This is a genomic window from Streptomyces sp. NPDC030222 (assembly GCF_055573115.1).
Map to the genome: position 1 here is coordinate 314,473 of NZ_JBVICA010000007.1, position 17,318 is coordinate 331,790.

Genomic DNA, 17,318 nt, shown 5'->3' on the forward strand with positions numbered 1-17,318 from the left:
CTCTGTCATCCTCTGAGCGACGCCCAGATGCGGCCGGCCACTCCGACGAAAGGTGTCGTGCTACGCCTGTGGTCCATGCAGGGCCGGACGCGATCGGCGAGCATCCGGCCGAACCTCTCCGCACGCCGCTCCTCTTCGAGGTCCGGCTCCGTACGGGCGGCGACGTAGGCGACCGCGTCGCCAGGTCTCCATCGGTCTCCCGGCATGCGGGCCGCGGCCATCGCACCGGCCGCGCCGCCATGACCGCAATGGCCTTCCCTGAGGTGCCACAGCTCATGCCCGAGGATCACGACCTGGTGCAGCGGAGAGGTGTTCGCCTCGAGGACGATCAGGTCGTAGTCGCCCATGTCCAGCCACAGGCCCGTCACCGAGCCCGGCGGGAACTCCTCCAGCATCAAGCGCACTTCACGACCGTTGCTCCGGGCCGCACACGCGCAGATCGCCTTCAACAGTTCCACAGCCTGCTCGGGAACCGGCTGCTGCAGCCCCATGAACAACTCGTCGCGATACCGCTTCATCTCGCGCACGACCCCCACCCCGTGCCACCCGTCCCTCGTGCCGGATGCACAGCCCCCCATGCATCAGTTCCTTGCGCGTTACCGCTGGTGAGCCGTGGTCTCCGGGCCACCAGGATCAATCGAGGTCATTGTGCACCACCGCTCCCTCGAGAGCGGCCCGGGCCTCTCGGGCCCGCTCCTCACGGGAACGCCGCGCGACGGACTCGATAAGGGCGATCAGCGGCTTGGCGGTGTCGTCCGGTACGTCGGCCAGGGCCCGGGCGGCGTACGCGACGACGCCGAGTGAGGGGTCCACCTCGCTCACCGGACCTGCGCTCCGCAGGCGCCGCAGGTCCTGGTCCTGGCGCTCCACGGTCCGCTCCAGCAGGTCCTTGTGGATCTGCTGGAGGACGTGGTCCAGTGCCTCTGCCGGTTCGGCGACCAGGAACTCGATCTTCTCCCCGAAGAATGCCGCGATCCCGGCGGCGTGGTCGAGGTTCGGAGCGCGACCGGTCTTGATCATCTTGTCGAGCCACTGCGCGCTCGTTCCCGCACCGGCCGCGATCTCCGCCAGGGAGTAGGGCCGCCTGCTGCCGTCCGCGGCCGCGCGCAGCCTCGTCGCGCGCAGGAACAGGATCCGCTCGACCACGCGCCGGTGGCGAGCCTCGATCACGTCCCCCTCCCGCCCGGGTTCGGCGGACCGCTCACCGCGCAGGAATTCCCGCACCTCTTCCACGGGCACCCCGGAGGCGTACGAGAGCCCGCCTTCCCCCTCCACCCGCAGCACGTCGTCGCGGTTCAATCCCATGCGGTCCAACAGCGAGTCGATCCGACGCACCGTGCCCATCAGATCCTGAGCAGGCCCATCACTCACAAGAACTCCCGCGGTCTTCGGACGAGGCCTTGCAAGGCTAGCAACCACCGTTGATGCGTCATCACCGATCCCCCGATCGCGGCGGGCTCCGGGCTTGGGGCCGCCGGTCGTCACGCCGGCCGAGGCCACGAAGCCGATGCGGTCAGGGGACTTCGCGCGTGGGTGCGGGGCCCTGGTGATGGTGTCAGGTCACGGTGAGGGTGCCTTTCATGTTCGGGTGGATGGTGCACAGGTAGGAGTAACTGCCGGGTGTGGACGGCGCGGTGAAGGTGGCCGTCGCGTCGGCCCCGATGGTGCCGGTGTCGAACGCCTTGTCCCCGGTGGCGGTCACGGTGTGCGGGGCCGAGTCCCGGTTGACGACGGTGACCTTCGCCCCGGGGCGCACCTCGAGATCGGCCGGGCTGAAGGTGAAGTTCTCGATCACGATGCGCGCCGCACCGGCTACGGCACTGGCCGCGGTGGGCGCTGCGCTGGTGGTGGCGGGCGCTGTGCCGTAGGCGTTTCCGTCGCCGCCGTTCGAACAGCTGGTCAGGGCGAGCAGCCAGCAGGCTGCGCCCACCAGGGCGGTCAGCCCCCGCCGCGGAGATGTGAAGGACATGTGGGGCGGCCTTTCGACTGGACTGCTTGCCGGGCGCGGCTGGTGACCGGCCGCGCACTCAGGGTTGCCGACCAGGGTGGCGCCCGCCACGGCAGTACCGCCATCCGCCGTATCGGCTCCGGGCCGGCGGTGCGGCGGAACATCACTCGACCCCGAGGCCCGGCACGTCGCTCGTGCCGTCCGGCCCCCGTTGCCCGCACGACCCGCCCACGGACACCAGTAAGGAAGGACGGGACCACACAGGTGCTAGCAGCGGGGCAGGGTGCCGCTCTCCTTGGTGAGTTTGGTGCCGGAGGCCCAGCCTTCGGTTTTCGTCCCCTCGATACGGGCGTAGATCCACTTGTTGCCGTAGGCGTTGGTGATGTAGCAGTGGTAGTAGAGCTTCACACCCGTCTTGACCACGGTCACGTACTGGCATTCCGCGTACGGCCCGGTGTAGAGGTGGGAGTTCGCAGCCAGGTAGCCGTAGCCGTCGCTGCGGTTCTCGTGGGCCCAACCGGTGCAGGCCGTCGACACCGGGGTGGGCTCCTTCACCGTCGGGCTGGACTTGGTCTCCGCAGAGGCCGACGGGCTCTCGGCCGGCTTGTCGCCTTCGACGACGGGCTTCTTCGTGGGGCCCGGCTCCTCGTCCTCGCGACCGTCCGGCTCCTCCGAGGCCGACGGCTTCGACGACGCACCGGGAGAACCGGTGGACGTCGGGGTCCCGGCCCCGGTCGGCGGCCCGCTGTCCACCGAGGAGCTGACGCCGGGCGGTGTCGCCAGCGCGCCGTCCGTGGTCGTGCCGCGCTGCTGGGAGGTCAGGGCGTAGGTGATGCCTCCGCCTACGGCGATGAGTGCGACAGCGGCCGCCGCAGCGATGGCGGTGCGGTTGCTGCTTCCCCGTGCGCGACGGGCTGTCGTGGGGCTCGTCTCGGCGGCGGGGACTCCGGCGGGGAATCCGGAGTGGCCCGCGACCGGCGCGCCGGGCTGCGGGTGGTCGGCGTGCGGAGGCTGAGGCTGCGGGGCGGCCTGGGGGAACAGCGCGGGGCCGAATCCGGGGGCCGGTCCGGCTGCGGCCGCGGCCCCCGGAACCACCGTGGGATTGGGGATGGGAGCAGGAGCGGGCGTCGCAGCGGGCGCCGGGACGGCGGACGCGAGGCGCACCGTCCCGCCCGAGGCGACGCGCTCCAGCATGCCGCGCGCCTCGTCTGCGGTGGGCCGGTTCTCCGGTTCCTTCGCCATCAGTGCCTGGAGCACCGGTGCGAGTGGTCCGGCCCGGCGGGGCTCCGGCAGGGGTTCGGTGACGATGGCCGACAACGTGGACCATGCGGAATTGCGGCGGAACGGCGAGGTGCCCTCCACGGCTGCGTACAGCGTCATGCCCAGCGACCAGATGTCCGACGCGGGACCGGGCTCCCTGCCCTGCGCGCGCTCCGGTGGCAGGTAGTCGACGGAGCCGATGATGTCACCGGAGCGGGTCAGCTTGGCCATGGCGTCGTCGCCGGAGGCTTCCATGGTGGCGATGCCGAAATCGGTCAGAACGACCCTGCCGCTGTGCTCCATCAGCACGTTCGCGGGCTTGACGTCCCGATGCAGTACGCCGGCCCGGTGCGCGGCGTCGAGCGCGTCCATCAGCTTGGCGCCGATCGCCGCGGCCTCGTGCGGCTCCAGAGTGCCGCGCTCCATCAGCACGTCGTCGAGCGAGGGCCCGTCGACGAGTTCCATGACGATGACCGGCAGACCCTGTTCCTCGGTCACGTCGTGGATGGTGACCACGCCGCCGTGCCGGATACGGGCGGCGGCCTGCGCCTCCCGCTGCATCCGGGTCCGCAGATCGGCCAGTTCGGCTGCGGAGGCGTCGGAGAAGGCCCGCAGGACCTTGACGGCGACCTCTCGGTTCAGCAGTTCGTCCACGGCCCGGGCGACCACTCCCATGCCGCCGCGCCCGATGACGGAGGTCACCCGGTAGCGTCCCCCGAGCACCTTGCCTGCCAGCTCTCCGCCATTCGCTGCCCCCGCCGTCACCGCACGCTCCGTTCCACCGCTGTTCGTGATCCATCAACCGCCGGCCTCAAGGGTAGAGGCAGGCGCGCAGGGTGAGTGCGGCGGCCCAACCCGGCGGCACCGGATGCCGAGCCCGTCGGTTGCCGTCGGCCGATGCGGGGATTCGGACTTCAGAGCCCGGCGACCTTGGCGCTCGCCGACAGCTCGTAGACCAGGGTGACCGTGCGGCGGCCGCCCGGTGGGAGGGTGACGTTCCAGCAGGCGATGCCTTCCGCATCGACCACGTCGGGAGCCGGGGAACAGGCGTCCTGGTGCACGCGTACCGCCACGGCCGAGACCTCGGAGACCGGGATCCGCTCCCGGAGGACGACCACCCGTTCGTCGTGTTCCCCGGGAGCGGAGAACCGGGACAGGTGCAGCCGGACCGTGCGGGTGACCACGGTCCGGTGGGTGATACCGGTGGAGTCACGGGACTCCTCGGCCTGCCGCACCACCCGGTAGTCGTCGCAGCTGCCGAACGCCAGCTCAGCGGGGGCGCCGGGGGCGGTGAAGTCCAGGGTGCCGCGGCCGCTGAACCCGCTGCCGCGGACCAGGTCCACGGGACCGGCGAGCAGTGCGTGGCCGGACAGGTTGTCGAACCGCACCACCTGGGTGACCAGCGGGGACAGCTCGGGGGAGCAGGCGTACTCGCTCCTCACGGCCGTGGTGAAGGCGGAGAGCGGCACCCGGTGGGCGCGGCCGTCTCCGGGCACGGACACCGGCGCGGGGGAGTGGAGCACCCGTGCCTCGCCGCCGTCGTCCACCCCCGGCAGGCCGAGCACCGGAGCAGGCCCGAGGGTCCCGATCTCCTCCTCGCGCAGCTCGACGTCGACCGTGCGACGCTCCGCGGCGGACCGGTCCTTGAGCGTCAGCCGGTCCTCGCTCAGCCGCGGGGGTTCGCCGGCCAGCGTCGAGCGCGCCGTCGACAGTGTCAGCCTGACGTCCGACCAGTCCTCGCCGGTGCGCTGCCAGACCATCGCGTCGGTCTCCAGCGTCACCGAGTCCCCCTCGAGCACGGCCCGGTAGGCGGGCCGCCACAGCGCACACGGGGTGAGGTGGGTCAGGCGCAGCCCGACCGGCCCGGCGGCCGCGGTCTCCAAGGTCAGCTCGATGTGGCCGACCAGCTCGGCCGGTTCCGCCTCGGCGAGGTCCATGGCCCGCTGGGCCTCCCCGAGTTCGACGGCGAGGGAGGCCAGCCGGGCCTCCACGGTGCGGAGCTGTTCGCCGTACGCGTCGCGCTCCTCGTCCACCCGGTCCAGTTCGCGGGCCCAGCGGGGACCGTCCGTCTCCCCGGAGCCGGCCCCCTCACCGATCTCCCGCAGCAGATCGGCGGCGAGGCGGCCGACCAGGTCGAGGCGGACACGCAGCCGATCGCGTCGCTGCCTCAGGGCGAACTGCTCCTCCTCGAGGGCGTGTACGCGAAGGCGCAGGGCGGAGTCGTCGTCGGCGGACGGCAGTGGCCCGCGAGGCGTCCACCTGCGGACGATCCTCAGGTCGAGCACGGACGCCGGGTGATCGGCGGTCAGTTCGGCGTGGAGGGTGCGGTCCACGGCCAGCGCGCTGACCGGACCGAGGCGCAGCCGCTGGACCCCGGCCTCCAGGTCGAGCACGGCGGTGCGCTCGACGTGGGCGCGATCCTCCAGGCAGGTGACGGCGGTGACGGGGAGGGCGATCGGCTTCGGATCCGTGGTCATGGTCTGTGTCAGCTCCTGCGGTTGCCGCCGACCAGAGCCTTGCCGGCCGGGATACGGATCTCGTAGCCGCCGTCCAGGGCGGCGGTGCCCCCGGCGGGCAGGTCCACCCGCCAGACACGGGTGCCCGGGGCATGGTGCTCCGGCCCCGCGCCCTCCTCGGGTGCCGTCCAGTCGGCCCGTTCCCCGATCCGGACGTCCGGTTCGGAGGTGACCGGCACCCGCTCGCGGACCTCGACGGTCACCGGCCTCGCGAGGAGGTTGGCCAGCTCCACGTGGACACGGTGGTCGAGCACGGTGATGTTGTTGCGCAGGCCCGAGGTCGACTCCTGCAGGTTCGTACGGCGGGTGACCCGGATGCCCTCGGCCGGCCCGAGCCCCACCCGGCGGACCCCGCCCGGGGCCAGCGTGGGCAGCGCGGCGGTCAGCAGGAAGTCGTCGTCCACGGTGACCTCGACCGGCCCGGCCAGCAGAGCCTGGTCGTTGGCGTTGGAGAGCACCAAGGTGGTGTACACGGTCTGCTCCACGGACGGTACGCAGAGGTACTCGGTGCGCAGACCGACCGGGATCTCGGCGACGGTGACGGTGTGCCAGGTGCCGTCCGACGGAATGTCGGCGCGGGCGGCGGCATCGAAGCGGTGGTCGAAGGAACCCGCCGACTCGCGGGGCCGAACGGCGTGTCCGGGCAGCGGCAGCGCGGCCACCGCTTCGGCGCGGCGACGGCACTTGGCCGCCACCTGGTCGCCGGGGGCGTCGGGGAACAGCCGGCCCCTGCGATCGCCCTTCCCGTCGGCTCCGCACAGGACGAGCGCGGCGTAGTCGAGCTCTGCGCCGCTGGGCTGCGGCGGCCCGGCCACCGGTGCCGGAGGCGGCGTGGCCCCACCGGGAGCCGCCGGTGCCATGGGAGCCGGGGCCCCGGAGGCCCGGCCGACGGCAGCGGGCCTGCCGGCCGGTCGGGAGCGCGCCCTCGGCGCGCGGTCGGGTGCCCCTCTCTCCAAGGCCTCCGCGGAGGCGCCTTCTGCGACGCCGCCGGGCGTCGGGAGCGCTGCGGGCGGGCCCCCAAAGCCCTGCGGTGCCGGCGGCGGAGGGGGAACGGGGCGGGGTGCGGAGAAGGCCGCGGCCACGACGGGAGCGGCGGGGGTCCCGGCAACCGGGGGGACGGAGCCGGCCGCGACAGCCACCGGTGCGGCCGCCGTTGCAGGTCGGGGGCCTGCCGCGTCGTATCTGGCGAACAGATCGGAGAGCCCCGCCGGGGGCTCACGCCAGCCGGAAGGCGCGGGGGCGGGCTGACGGCGTCCGATCCGGATGGAGCGGAGCTTCGGGAGGTCGGTGCGGCGCCGCAGGTCGGCGGTGGCCAGGGCGATGCGCACGCCGGTCCAGTCCTCGCCGGTGCGCTGGGCGACCGAGGCACGCAGCACCAGACGGCCGTCGCCGTCGCCCTGACGGTAGGTGAGACGGTAGGCCGGCACCCAGACGGCGCCCGGCACCCCGTACTCGAGCTCCAGTTCCACGTCCGCGTCACCGGCGCCGTCGAGGGTCAGGACCGCGGAGACCGTGGTCTCCACATGTGCTGACGGCGCGTCGGTGGAGGCGCGGGCGAGCCGGTCCGTCGCGACGGTGAGCTCGTGCTCGACGCGGAGCAGCGCCTCCTCCAGCTCCACGAGGCGGGCGTGCAGTCTCGTCAGCCGCTCCTCGACGAAGTCGGCGAGCTCCAGCCACGCGTCGACCGGCGTACGGCGGTGCGGGTCGTCGCGCCTGCGGGGCGGCGGGACCGGGTGCAGCGCCCTGACCTCCTCGATCAGGCCCAGCTGCCGGTCCCGGCGTCCCTGTGCCGCGGCGTGCTCGTCGCGCAGGCGCTCGACCTCGCGCTGCAACGCGTCGGGGATGCCGGAGCCGAGCGGCTCGGCCTCGACCTCCACCCGCGCCTCGGTGACGCGCACCCCGGGGGCGCCCAGGACACGGGCCCGCAGCGAGCCCGGGTTCAGGGAGCGGGGCAGCCCCGTCACCCGCACCCGGCCGTCCGGCGGCACGCTGCCCCGGGCCAGGCGGCGGCAGACCGCGCCCTGCGCGTACACCACGACCGAATCCAGGGCCGAGTCCCACCTGTGTACCGTGTCAGCCCTCATGTGCTCCGCCCCCCGCCGTGTCCATGCTGAGCGAAGCCTACGCCCGAGTGGTCCGCGCGTCCGCGTCGAGTGAGGAGTCCCGCTGACGGGGCCGTCGTGGGGCCGGGTGACCGCGACGAGGCGCCGGCGACCGGCCGTTGCCGGACGGCGGAGTGCGTCGACCCCGTGTCTGCCGAGCCCCGGGACACCGGTCGCCCGGGGCCGGACGGTGGTTTCCGCTTCGTCGGCAAGCAGTCGGACCATGCCCACGCCGCTCGTGGCGGAGCTCGCCACCGCCGACGTCGGTCAGCCTCATGACGACCACTCTCCCCCCTCACCTGGCCCGTCGATCCGTGCGCAATCGGACGACGAGTCACCATGCGTCGGCAGGACGCGGACGGCAGGAGGACCGGATGGCGGGCAGCAGGGTGCGGCCGAAGACCGTCGGCCGGAATACGTCTGGACAGCGGCCGAGGGGCCACCGGAGCATGCGCCTAGGCGGGAGGGGCGGGAGGCCGGTGAGCATGACCGACGAGGGCGATCGACACGGGCAGCGCGCCCGGGCTGCCGGCAACCCGAGGGTGGCCGGCCCGGACGGCCGGTCCGGGTGGGGTGGGCACGGCAGCGGGCCGATTCGACCTGGATCGGGGATGCCCCAGCCGGTCAGGAGCCTCCGCGTGCTGATGACGCCCCTGGCCACCGTGCAAGCCGTCCTGGGGATCGCCCTGCTGACCAACAGCGTCGCCGTCGCCACGGCAGTGTGGGGTGATGCCGAGGCCGGGGACCAGTGCTGCACCACGCCGGGTGAGGCGCACTCGGGGATCGTGGTCTTCGCGGGAGTGCTCGTCCTGGCGGTCGCCGCCTGGGGCATTGCCACGGTCCTCAAGTTCCCCACGCGTCAGGCCGCCGTGCGTGTCTCGGCCCACGCCTACGGCTGGACGGCACTGCCCTTCGCCCTGCTTCTCTTCGCGTTCGTGCCCGTGCTCGGCGTGATCTGGCTCGTGCCCGCGACGCTGGCCGTCGTCCGGTCGAACCAGCCGGAATCCCGGTACTGGTTCAGCGAGCGGCACACCTGAGCGGAGCGGGTCGTTCCGCAGGCCGCGGAGCGCGGCCCGTAGCCGGCGGCAGCGACGGTGATCCGGTCCGGTCCGGCGGGTGCGAACCAGGGTGTCCGCACCCGTCCGCAGCAGAGCAACTCCCGGATCGAACCCCTGCTACAATGACCGCGTTGCCTTCGGCGCCACCAGCGTGTGCGTTCGGAGGCTTTTTCATGCCTTCTGACGCACCTTCACCCGCCACGCCCGCCACATCCACCACATCCACAACACCGTCGAACACCGGTTACGGCTACCTCGCCCTGCTCCGCAACCGTGAGTTCGTCGGCCTGTACGCAGGCTTCACCCTCACGGTGGCGGCCAGTACCTTGTCCGGTTTCGCGCTCGGCACCCTGGTCGACCAGGAGACTGGATCGCCGTTCCTGACGGCCGTGAGCATGTACGGCGCCACGTTCGCGACGGTGCTCGGCGCGTTGACGCTGATGTCGGTCGCGGACGGCAAGCGCCCTCGCAGGACCCTCGTCGTGCTCCAGTGCATGGCGCTGACGGGGGTCGCGGCACAGGCGGTCCCGGGGCTGCCGCTCCCCGTCCGGTTCGGTCTCCTGCTGGTGCTGGGGTTCTTCCAGTCCCTGGGGACCGGCACGCGGATGGGACTGCTCGCCGAAGTCGTACCGGACTCCGCGTACGTCCAGGCACGGTCGCTGATGAACATCACCTCGGGTGGCACGGCCGTCCTCGGCTACGCCGCCGGCGCTGCACTGCTCCGGTACCTGAGCCCTCAAGGGGTCTTCATCGTCGCGACGGCCCTGACCGGACTCGGACTGGCCGTGGTCGCGACGACCGTCCGGGAACGCTCGATCCGTCCGACCCGCCGCCCCGGACTGCGTCGGACCTGGGCGGCGAACGCCGCGCTGTTCTCCCACCCCGGCCGGCGGGCGCTGCTGCTGAACCTGTGGGTCCCCAACGGCCTGGTCGTCGGCTGCGAGGCCCTGTTCATCCCGTACGCACCGAACCACGCGGGCGCCCTCCTGGCCGCCGGATCCGCGGGCATGCTCCTCGGGGACCTGACGGTCGGGCGCCTGCTCACCGCCGACCGGCGTCGCCGCTGTGCGTTCGCCCTGCGACTGCTGCTGGCGGTGCCCTATCTGCTGTTCGCCGTCCACCCGCCCATGCCGGTGGTGCTGGTCTCGGTGTTCGTCGCCGGTGCCGGGTTCGCCGCGTCCCTGCCGCTTCAGGAACAGCTGCTCGAGCTGACGCCAGATGCGGTCCGCGGGCAGGTCCAGGGCGTCGAGTCCGCCGGCCGGATGACCTGGCAGGGCATCGGCGCCGCGATCGCCGGCGGCGTCGCCCAGCACTTCACACCTGGCATCACGGTGACTGCGCTGGCCGCGGTATCAGTGGTCGTCACCGTCGCCTCCCGGCCGTTCGTGCTCCGGGCCGGCACCGTGCAGGCCGGCAAGGCCAGGGCATGAGCGACACCGAAGGGCGCACCGAACGGCGTTGCGCAGCGCGGAACCTCGGAAGGCCACGGTGAGCGGACCGCGGCCCGGCAGGCAGGGGCGCGGTGCACGATCCATCGGGAGGCCGCCAGGAGGGGCACGAGCCTAGGATGCGGTGGCGTGACCATGAGGAGATCCACGGCGTTCGTCGCCGGCCTTGCCGCGCTGCTGCTCGCGGGGTGCGCCGACGGCGGCGACACCAAGCCCTTGAGCGTTGACGGTCTCACCCGGATGGCGGCGGAGACCGGACCGGCGGCCGACCGATGCCCCATCCCGTACGACATCGTGGTCGCCGCTCGCGAGGCGGGGATGACCGGCCGGGCGGGCACGTTCGTGGACACCCCCGTCGCACGTGCCGAGCCGCACGCCGCGGGGCCCGTCCTCGACTGCGCCTACCGCATCAACGCCGTCCGGATCCATGTGCGCACCACTGCCGCATCGCACGGTTCCGCCCTCTTCCTCGTCCCCGGTATCCCGGCTCCGACGAAGCGCGGCGAGCCCCGCCTCAGCCCCGATGGTGCGACGGCCGTCGTCCGCCTCCCGGTGGACGGCGCGGGCGATGTGGGCCTGACCGTCACGCACTCCACATCCGCGCATCTCACGCGCGATCAGCTCACCGTGACAGCTAGCGTACTGGCGGCCCAGGCCCGTTCCTGAGGCCGCACGGTCCGTCGGACGCCCTTGCGGCCCCACCCGATCGGACCAACAGCGTCCGATCGAGTGGGGCCGCGCGGAGGGGTGCCACCGGACACCCGGGCGACGTGATGCTCAGATGAAGCCGACGACCTTGCGCGGCGCGATGCGCACCACCACACGAGGGGCGTCGTCCGCCGCCGCCGGGTTGAACTCGGCGTACTGCTTGCCGGTGTACTTCAGCGACAACTCGTCGATCAGCTCCTGGCCGCCTTCCGTGGTGAGGGTGGCCGTGCCCCGGATCTCCGCGTAGACGTAGGGCTGGTCGGAGGGCTGGACGACCACCGTGGTCCGGGGGTCGCGCCTGAGGTTCTGCTCCTTGCGGCGTCCGACGGTCGTGGAGATGAGCACCTCGTCCCCGTCACGCTTCGCCCAGACCGGTGAGGCCTGAGGGCTGCCGTCGGGCTGGATGGTCGCCAGGATCACGAAGGTGGGGGAGTCGAGGAGTTCCTTGAGCCGGTCGGGCAGGTGGACGGACACGTTTCTTCCCTTCTCTGTGCGTCAGCTCGAATCCAGAGGCACCCGGTCCCGCCCCGGCCGAGTGCCCACCGCCCGGGCGTACGGGCCGGCCTGCTGTCCCGGACCGCAGGGGCTCAGTACACGCTGACCCGGTAGGCGTTGAGCGCCTCCACGACGGGTTGGTGGAACGTCGTGCCGCCGGTGGTGCAGTTGCCGCTGCCGCCGGACAGGAGGCCGAGGGCGGTGGTGCCCGAGTAGAGGGGACCGCCGGAGTCGCCGGGCTCGCCGCAGATGTTCGTACGGATCATGCCAAAGACTACGTTGCCCCCGCCGTAGTTCACCGTGACGTTGAGGCCGGTGACGGTGCCGCAATGGACGCCCGTGGTGGAGCCGCGGCGGCAGGCGGACTGGCCCAGGGTCGGGTTCGCGGCGGTGGTGATGTCCTGGCTGCCCGCGGTTCCCGGCTTGGGGATCAGCGGGTTGGTGTACCGGACGATCCCGTAGTCGTTGTTCGGGAAGCTGGATCCGGCCGTCGGGCCGAGGACGATGGACCGCGACGGGTCGGCGTACCAGGTGCCGGCGCCGTTGGTGCAGTGTCCGGCGGTCAGGAAGAAGAAGGCCGTTCCGTAGCGCACGTTGAAGCCGAGCGAACAGCGCCAGCTGTTGGTGTAGATGGCGTCGCCGCCGGAGATGAGCTCCCGGATCCTGCCGGGGGTGCGCTCGATCTTCAGCGCGCCCGCGTCGGGTCCGGCGGCCAGCACGATCCGGACGAGCTTCGCGGCCGGGACGGTGCTGTCCGCGACGAGAACGAGACGCTTGGTCTTCTGGTCGACGTGCCAGGCCGTTCCGGCCACGTCGGCGGCCAGGACGGCACGGTCCAGGCGGGTGAGCACGGAGGCGTCGTTCGGGGTGGGGGAGGGCTGGGCGTTCGCCTGGGGGGCGAGTCCGACGGCGGCCAGAAGCCCGGCGGCCGCGGCGAGGAGCCAGGCACCGGTCGTGCGCTTGATCCTCACTTGTGCTCCTTCCGAGAGACTCGAGGGCCCCTCGTGACGTGGGGGAGGGAGACCCGGCGGGGCGCGGGCGAGCAGTGGATCCGTCGATGCGGTCACCTGCCGCGGGCCGGCCGCCGGGGCGAGCGGAGACGGGCACACACTAGCCGTCGAGACGGCCGACACCCCGTCATGACCCGCGAGGGAACACCACGTCCGGACGCCGCCGGGACGCCTCTGCCGGTGGCCGAGTGCGGCCCGTGGCCCGAACCGGCACCGCTCGGCCGCGTACTACGTAAGCCTCCCGTGCGTGTGGCTCGCGCGCCCCAGGTGTCCCCGGGGCGCCTGCGGGAACCCGCCCCCGTCATCCCGCATCATCCAGAAGCCGGAGCCGTCGCTGGGCTCGCGCAGGAGGCCCTGGCCGCACTGATGGGGTCGGGCAGCGGTGCGGCGGTCCAGCGCACGATCATGGAACGCACCGGGAACCTGCGGGACGTGGTCGCCGTATGCGTGCGCCGGACCTGCGCATAAGCCCCCGTGGTGCCTCCGCCACCGGCTGTTCGCAGGCCGTGGCTCACGTCACCGCCTCCACGGGGGGCCTGCGCGCGGCGAACGCTCCCGCGCCCGCCGCCACCAGCATCACGCAGCCCGTGAAGATCAGTCCGGCCGGGCGCAGCCCCAGCCAGACGGCCAGGGCGCCGACACCGACCACCGGCAGCGAGATCCCGGCGTAGGCCACGACGAAGAACGCTGAAATGGTGCCGCCCCGGTGCTGCGGCGGAGCCGCCCCGCTGACCAGGGTGAGTGCCCCGCGGAAGGCGAGCCCCTGGCCGGCGCCGCCGCACAGAGCGCCGACGACGAGCAGCGGCGGGGATTCCGCGATCAGTGACGACGCCACCAGCAGCAGACCCACGACGCAGGGTGGTGCCGGCCATGCCGATGGCGAACACCAGCGCCGCGGCCGCATAGCCCGGCCGCCGGACGCGGTGCGTGCTCACCGCGCCCTCGGCCTTCCCGGGGTGCCGGCGGAGCACGGATCCTGCCGTTCGGCGCGTCGGGCGACGGGGGACGTGGTGTCAGTCCCAGAGTTCGTAGGTCACTTCACGCGGCAGATGCGCCGGTCGGTCGTTCGGATAGACGAGATGCATACGGGTGTACCGCTGGAGCTCGGGGTTCCTGTCCCAGGGCTCGGGGCGGTCGAGCTTCACCATGACCGGGTACGAGCGGAACGTGCCCGCGGCGCAGTAGGGCTGACAGTCGTTCACCATGTCGACGCCCCTGCCCTCGGCGGACGCGGCCGCCCACGACGACCAGGTGAGTGTGGTGAGGCGGTTGTTGCCGTCGCCGCACGCCAGGAGGAAGTCCCGGGGGCGGACCTGTGATTCCGAGAAGCAGTCGACGAGCACCACGTGTGCGTCGGGGGGCGGCGCTGCGGAAACGGTCGCCGGTGCTCCTGCTGCCGCCAGTGCCGTGGCGGCACACAGCATGACAGCCGTCCTCACCGTGTGTCTGTGCATATCGGCTCCCCAGCTGCCTCTCGGTGGGCCCGGGCTGCCACCCGTCCGCCCCGACCCGCCCGCGCGTCGCGGTGCGTACGTCGGGGACAGCCGCATCGGTGGTGGTGGCACCCTTCGTTCAGCGCTTGTCCCTGAATCGACGCTACGACCGTGCCCCGGGAAGCACCACCCGTACGGGTGGTGACCGCCGGAGCCGGGCCGGATCCGCCCGGATGGACCACGCAGACGGATCCGGGACGAGTCCCTCGGACAAATGGCCCGGGCAAACGGTCCGGATGAGCGGCCTCGTGCCCGCCCGCCGGCTGCCGCCGCAGGAATTGCGTCCCCTCCCGTTCGGCGGGACGCTGGACGGGTCAGCCCCGGGACGTCCGCTCCCGGCCGGATCGCGGGTGGTGCAGGCGGTCGCGCCTGCTCCCCTCCGACGCGGATCTCTGTGCGGTCGGCGCGCACCACGACGCCGGCCCCGGACGTCCGTACACCGCCCGGACGTCGTGCGGACACGGCCCGGACCCTCGCGTGGTGACCGCGCGGCTGCCGCGGACGCCGGGACCTTCCGGGGCTTCGAGTCGACTGGTGAAGACCCGGCGGAGGGCTCCCAGCCGGTCATCGGGGCTGTCCAGGGAGAGGGCCGAGGGCCGGCGAGGACCAAGGGCCCCTCGCCTGCCTCGGAGGAGACCGCCATGGACGGTGCGACGCTGGAAGCGATGCGGACCGCGCTGCGAGGGCCCGTCATCGGCCCTCAGGACGCCGAGTACGACCAGGCCCGACAGGTCTACAACGCGATGATCGACAAGCGGCCCGCCGCCCTCGTGCGCTGCGCGGACGCCGGCGACGTCATGGCCGCGCTCGCCTTCGTCCGCGACAACGGACTGGAGCTCGCCGTCCGGGGCGGCGGACACAGCGGCCCCGGGCTCTGCCTCGTGGACGACGGTGTCACGATCGACCTGTCGCCGATGCGCTGGGTGCGGGTGGATCCCGCCGCGCGGACGGCACAGGTCGGAGGCGGCAGCCAGATCGGCGACCTCGACCACGCGGCCCACGCCTTCGGGCTCGCCACACCCGCCGGCATCATCTCCATGACCGGTGTCGGCGGCCTGACCCTCGGCGGCGGACACGGCTACCTCACCCGCAAGTACGGGCTCACCATGGACAATCTGCTCGCTGCCGACGTCGTGCTGGCAGACGGCGGATTCGTCACCGCGAGCGAGACCGAGCATCCCGACCTCTTCTGGGCGCTGCGCGGCGGCGGCGGCAACTTCGGCATCGTCACCTCCTTCACGTACCGGCTCCACCCCGTGGACACCGTCGGAGTGGCGATCACCGTGTGGCCGGTCGAACACACCCGTGAGGTGCTGGCCTGGTACCGCGAGTTCCTCCCGAGGGCGCCCGAGGACTTCTACGCCTTCTTCACGCTCTTCGTCATCCCGCCCGCCCCGCCGTTCCCCGAAGAACTCCACGGGCGGAAGATGTGCGGTCTCGTGGGGTGCCACACCGGCGACCCCGGCCGTTTCGAAGAGGTCTTCGCGGCGGTACGGGAACCGGGGCCGCCGGCCTTCCACTTCACGGCGCCGATGCCGTACCCCGTGTTGCAGGGCTCGTTCGACGAGCTGATCCCGCCCGGGTACCAGTGGTACTGGCGCGGGGCCTTCTTCGACCGGATCCCGGACGCCGCCCTGGACGTGCACCTCAAGTACGGCGAGAGCCTCCCCACCCAACTGTCGCTGATGCACCTGTACCCGGTCGACTGCGCCGCCCACAGGGTGGGCCCGGACGACACGGCGTGGAGCTACCGGGACGCCGTCTGGTCCGGTGTCTTCGCGGGCGTCGACCCCGACCCGGCCAACGCCGAGACCATCAGGCGCTGGTGCGTGGACTACTGGGAGGAGATGCTCCCGCACTCCATGGGCGGCTCGTACGTGAACTTCATGGGTACGGGCGAGGGCCAGGACCGGGTCCGGGCGACGTACCGCGACCACTACGACCGGCTGGCCGGCATCAAGCGGACGTACGACCCGCACAATCTCTTCCACGCCAACCAGAACATCGCGCCGGCGCCGCAGTGACCCGCGGCGGCGAGGCGATCCGGCCGGCCACCGGTGTGCGGGCCCGGCGGAACCCCCACCGCTGCGCAGCAGATCCCTGTGATCACTCCACGTACCGATGGCACCGCTTTCCGTCGGATGTCACACCCGCATTGAACGCGACGCGCTCCCGTGCGTATGGATAGGTGGAACCGGAACGCACCTCGCTCTCCGGGGCCCTGGCATCCTGCTCATCGTTTGTCCTGGGGGTTCACTCATGGGTCTCGCCGTCACCGTTCGCCTCGCCGACCCTCGCATCCCGTTCCCTCACGCGGAGAACCCGCCCGCGTGCAGCACCGACCCGGAGCGGTTCGTCCACGGCCACGGCGAGAACGGCCCGAAGGTGCAGGAGCAGTTGGAGGCTGCCCGTGCGCTGTGCTCGACCTGCCCGGTCGTGCAGGACTGCCTGCGCTGGGCGCTGGCCAATCCCGCGCTCACGCCGAACGGCATCTGGGCCGCCACGACCGCCCGTCAGCGCAACGCGCTGCGCGCGAGGCTCAGCGGCCGGCTGGGCGCGGACTGGGTCGACACGCTCGCCGAGGGGGTCCGCCGGGAGCGCGGGCCGGCGGAACGCCGTCTCCGTCCCGTGGCGCAGCGGAGGGACGCGGTCGCCGCGTGAGCGCTTGGCGGCGGCCCGCCCGGGCCGCCGCCCCCGCCGTCGGCGGTGTGAAGCAGCCCGCCTACGCTGGGCGTTGTGAAGCAGAAGACCTGGATCCTCCTCACCGTGGCGCTCGTGGTGCTGGTCGTGGCCGCGGGGGCGGCGGCGGTTCTGGCGCGGGTGCCGGAATACCTCGTCTCCGGTCATCGGTGCAGTGATGCCGAGGCCCGGCTCTCCCGGTCGCTGGCCGACGACCCCGTACTGACCCGGCCGCCGCCGGGCACCGCACCGATCGACCAGCCGACGCAGGTCTTCCAGCCCTGCGAGGGCAACGACGACAACAGGTACTACGGCGGCGCGCTCCGCGGGTTCGACCTGCCCCCCGCCGGGACGCCGCTGAAGGGGATCGAGGACCACTACCGGAAACTGGCGGCCGCGAACGGCTGGCAGGTGACCAAGCCCGCGGCCGGTGAGCTCGTGGGCCGGAAGACGATCGACGGTACCGCCGTGGTGTTCCATGTGAGCCAGCTGGAGCACGCGAAGTACAACACCGCCTACTGGGTCGAGATGCGGTACGCCGAGCGGGGGTCCTCCCGGTACCTGCTCACCATCGAGGACACCTTCGGCTGACGCGCCGACG

15 protein-coding genes and 1 pseudogene are annotated in these 17,318 nt (G+C 72.5%); 6 read left to right on the top strand and 10 right to left on the bottom strand.

The window, feature by feature from the left end; translation table 11 throughout:
- Window positions 1-5 precede the first annotated feature (5 nt).
- From ACZ4Z5_RS13960 to ACZ4Z5_RS13985, 6 genes are all read right to left on the bottom strand, one after another.
- Window positions 6-527 carry a toxin-antitoxin system, toxin component gene (locus ACZ4Z5_RS13960; protein WP_468261399.1) on the bottom strand — a complete coding sequence of 174 codons (522 nt, stop codon included), beginning with the start codon at window positions 525-527 and terminating at the stop codon, window positions 6-8.
- 106 nt (window positions 528-633) lie between these two features.
- Complete coding sequence (locus ACZ4Z5_RS13965; protein ID WP_468261401.1) at window positions 634-1,344, bottom strand: hypothetical protein; 711 nt, start codon at window positions 1,342-1,344, stop codon at window positions 634-636.
- 211 nt (window positions 1,345-1,555) lie between these two features.
- On the bottom strand, window positions 1,556-1,969 hold the full coding sequence (locus tag ACZ4Z5_RS13970) for a cupredoxin domain-containing protein (RefSeq protein WP_468261404.1): 414 nt from the start codon (window positions 1,967-1,969) through the stop codon (window positions 1,556-1,558).
- Between the two features lie 246 nt (window positions 1,970-2,215).
- Window positions 2,216-3,973 carry a protein kinase domain-containing protein gene (locus ACZ4Z5_RS13975; protein ID WP_468261407.1) on the bottom strand — a complete coding sequence of 586 codons (1,758 nt, stop codon included), beginning with the start codon at window positions 3,971-3,973 and terminating at the stop codon, window positions 2,216-2,218.
- A 149-nt stretch (window positions 3,974-4,122) separates the two neighbouring features.
- Window positions 4,123-5,685, bottom strand: a complete 1,563-nt coding sequence (locus ACZ4Z5_RS13980) for a mucoidy inhibitor MuiA family protein (RefSeq protein ID WP_468261410.1) — start codon at window positions 5,683-5,685, stop codon at window positions 4,123-4,125.
- Between the two features lie 8 nt (window positions 5,686-5,693).
- Window positions 5,694-7,808 (bottom strand): DUF4139 domain-containing protein, encoded by a 2,115-nt coding sequence (locus ACZ4Z5_RS13985; RefSeq protein ID WP_468261413.1) that lies wholly within the window; start codon window positions 7,806-7,808, stop codon window positions 5,694-5,696.
- Window positions 7,809-8,464: 656 nt separating this feature from the next.
- On the opposite strand from ACZ4Z5_RS13985, the gene ACZ4Z5_RS13990 reads away from it, so the two are divergent.
- The 3 genes from ACZ4Z5_RS13990 (at window position 8,465) to ACZ4Z5_RS14000 (ending at window position 10,998) form a co-directional block, all read left to right on the top strand.
- On the top strand, window positions 8,465-8,863 hold the full coding sequence (locus ACZ4Z5_RS13990; RefSeq protein WP_468261415.1) for a hypothetical protein: 399 nt from the start codon (window positions 8,465-8,467) through the stop codon (window positions 8,861-8,863).
- 194 nt (window positions 8,864-9,057) lie between these two features.
- Window positions 9,058-10,314 (top strand): MFS transporter, encoded by a 1,257-nt coding sequence (locus ACZ4Z5_RS13995; RefSeq protein WP_468261418.1) that lies wholly within the window; start codon window positions 9,058-9,060, stop codon window positions 10,312-10,314.
- 147 nt (window positions 10,315-10,461) lie between these two features.
- The gene (locus ACZ4Z5_RS14000) at window positions 10,462-10,998 is read left to right on the top strand and encodes a hypothetical protein (protein ID WP_468261421.1); all 537 of its coding nucleotides are present in this window, start codon (window positions 10,462-10,464) and stop codon (window positions 10,996-10,998) included.
- 111 nt (window positions 10,999-11,109) lie between these two features.
- Here ACZ4Z5_RS14000 and ACZ4Z5_RS14005 read toward each other — a convergent pair whose 3' ends face one another.
- From ACZ4Z5_RS14005 to ACZ4Z5_RS14020, 4 genes and pseudogenes are all read right to left on the bottom strand, one after another.
- Window positions 11,110-11,514 (bottom strand): PPOX class F420-dependent oxidoreductase, encoded by a 405-nt coding sequence (locus ACZ4Z5_RS14005; protein ID WP_468261423.1) that lies wholly within the window; start codon window positions 11,512-11,514, stop codon window positions 11,110-11,112.
- Between the two features lie 113 nt (window positions 11,515-11,627).
- Window positions 11,628-12,506, bottom strand: coding sequence for a S1 family peptidase (locus tag ACZ4Z5_RS14010; RefSeq protein WP_468261426.1), 879 nt, complete (start codon window positions 12,504-12,506; stop codon window positions 11,628-11,630).
- A 550-nt stretch (window positions 12,507-13,056) separates the two neighbouring features.
- Window positions 13,057-13,398, bottom strand: a pseudogene (locus ACZ4Z5_RS14015) (MFS transporter); the annotation flags it as partial.
- A gap of 160 nt (window positions 13,399-13,558) precedes the next feature.
- Window positions 13,559-13,999 (bottom strand): hypothetical protein, encoded by a 441-nt coding sequence (locus tag ACZ4Z5_RS14020; RefSeq protein ID WP_468261429.1) that lies wholly within the window; start codon window positions 13,997-13,999, stop codon window positions 13,559-13,561.
- A 680-nt stretch (window positions 14,000-14,679) separates the two neighbouring features.
- Here ACZ4Z5_RS14020 and ACZ4Z5_RS14025 point away from each other — a divergent pair.
- The 3 genes from ACZ4Z5_RS14025 (at window position 14,680) to ACZ4Z5_RS14035 (ending at window position 17,308) form a co-directional block, all read left to right on the top strand.
- Window positions 14,680-16,062 carry an FAD-binding oxidoreductase gene (locus ACZ4Z5_RS14025; protein WP_468261431.1) on the top strand — a complete coding sequence of 461 codons (1,383 nt, stop codon included), beginning with the start codon at window positions 14,680-14,682 and terminating at the stop codon, window positions 16,060-16,062.
- A gap of 235 nt (window positions 16,063-16,297) precedes the next feature.
- The gene (locus ACZ4Z5_RS14030) at window positions 16,298-16,699 is read left to right on the top strand and encodes a WhiB family transcriptional regulator (protein WP_468261434.1); all 402 of its coding nucleotides are present in this window, start codon (window positions 16,298-16,300) and stop codon (window positions 16,697-16,699) included.
- A 75-nt stretch (window positions 16,700-16,774) separates the two neighbouring features.
- Complete coding sequence (locus ACZ4Z5_RS14035) at window positions 16,775-17,308, top strand: hypothetical protein (RefSeq protein WP_468261437.1); 534 nt, start codon at window positions 16,775-16,777, stop codon at window positions 17,306-17,308.
- The last annotated feature ends 10 nt before the right edge of the window (window positions 17,309-17,318 follow it).

Excerpts from the sequence above, each read along its gene's own strand:
- ACZ4Z5_RS13965 (WP_468261401.1), bottom strand. The coding sequence starts at position 1,344 with ATGGGCACGGTGCGTCGGATCGACTCGCTGTTGGACCGCATGGGATTG.
- ACZ4Z5_RS13970 (WP_468261404.1), bottom strand. The coding sequence starts at position 1,969 with ATGTCCTTCACATCTCCGCGGCGGGGGCTGACCGCCCTGGTGGGCGCA.
- ACZ4Z5_RS13980 (WP_468261410.1), bottom strand. The coding sequence starts at position 5,685 with ATGACCACGGATCCGAAGCCGATCGCCCTCCCCGTCACCGCCGTCACC.
- ACZ4Z5_RS13985 (WP_468261413.1), bottom strand. The coding sequence starts at position 7,808 with ATGAGGGCTGACACGGTACACAGGTGGGACTCGGCCCTGGATTCGGTC.
- ACZ4Z5_RS13995 (WP_468261418.1), top strand. The coding sequence starts at position 9,058 with ATGCCTTCTGACGCACCTTCACCCGCCACGCCCGCCACATCCACCACA.
- ACZ4Z5_RS14020 (WP_468261429.1), bottom strand. The coding sequence starts at position 13,999 with ATGCACAGACACACGGTGAGGACGGCTGTCATGCTGTGTGCCGCCACG.
- ACZ4Z5_RS14025 (WP_468261431.1), top strand. The coding sequence starts at position 14,680 with ATGGACGGTGCGACGCTGGAAGCGATGCGGACCGCGCTGCGAGGGCCC.
- ACZ4Z5_RS14030 (WP_468261434.1), top strand. The coding sequence starts at position 16,298 with ATGGGTCTCGCCGTCACCGTTCGCCTCGCCGACCCTCGCATCCCGTTC.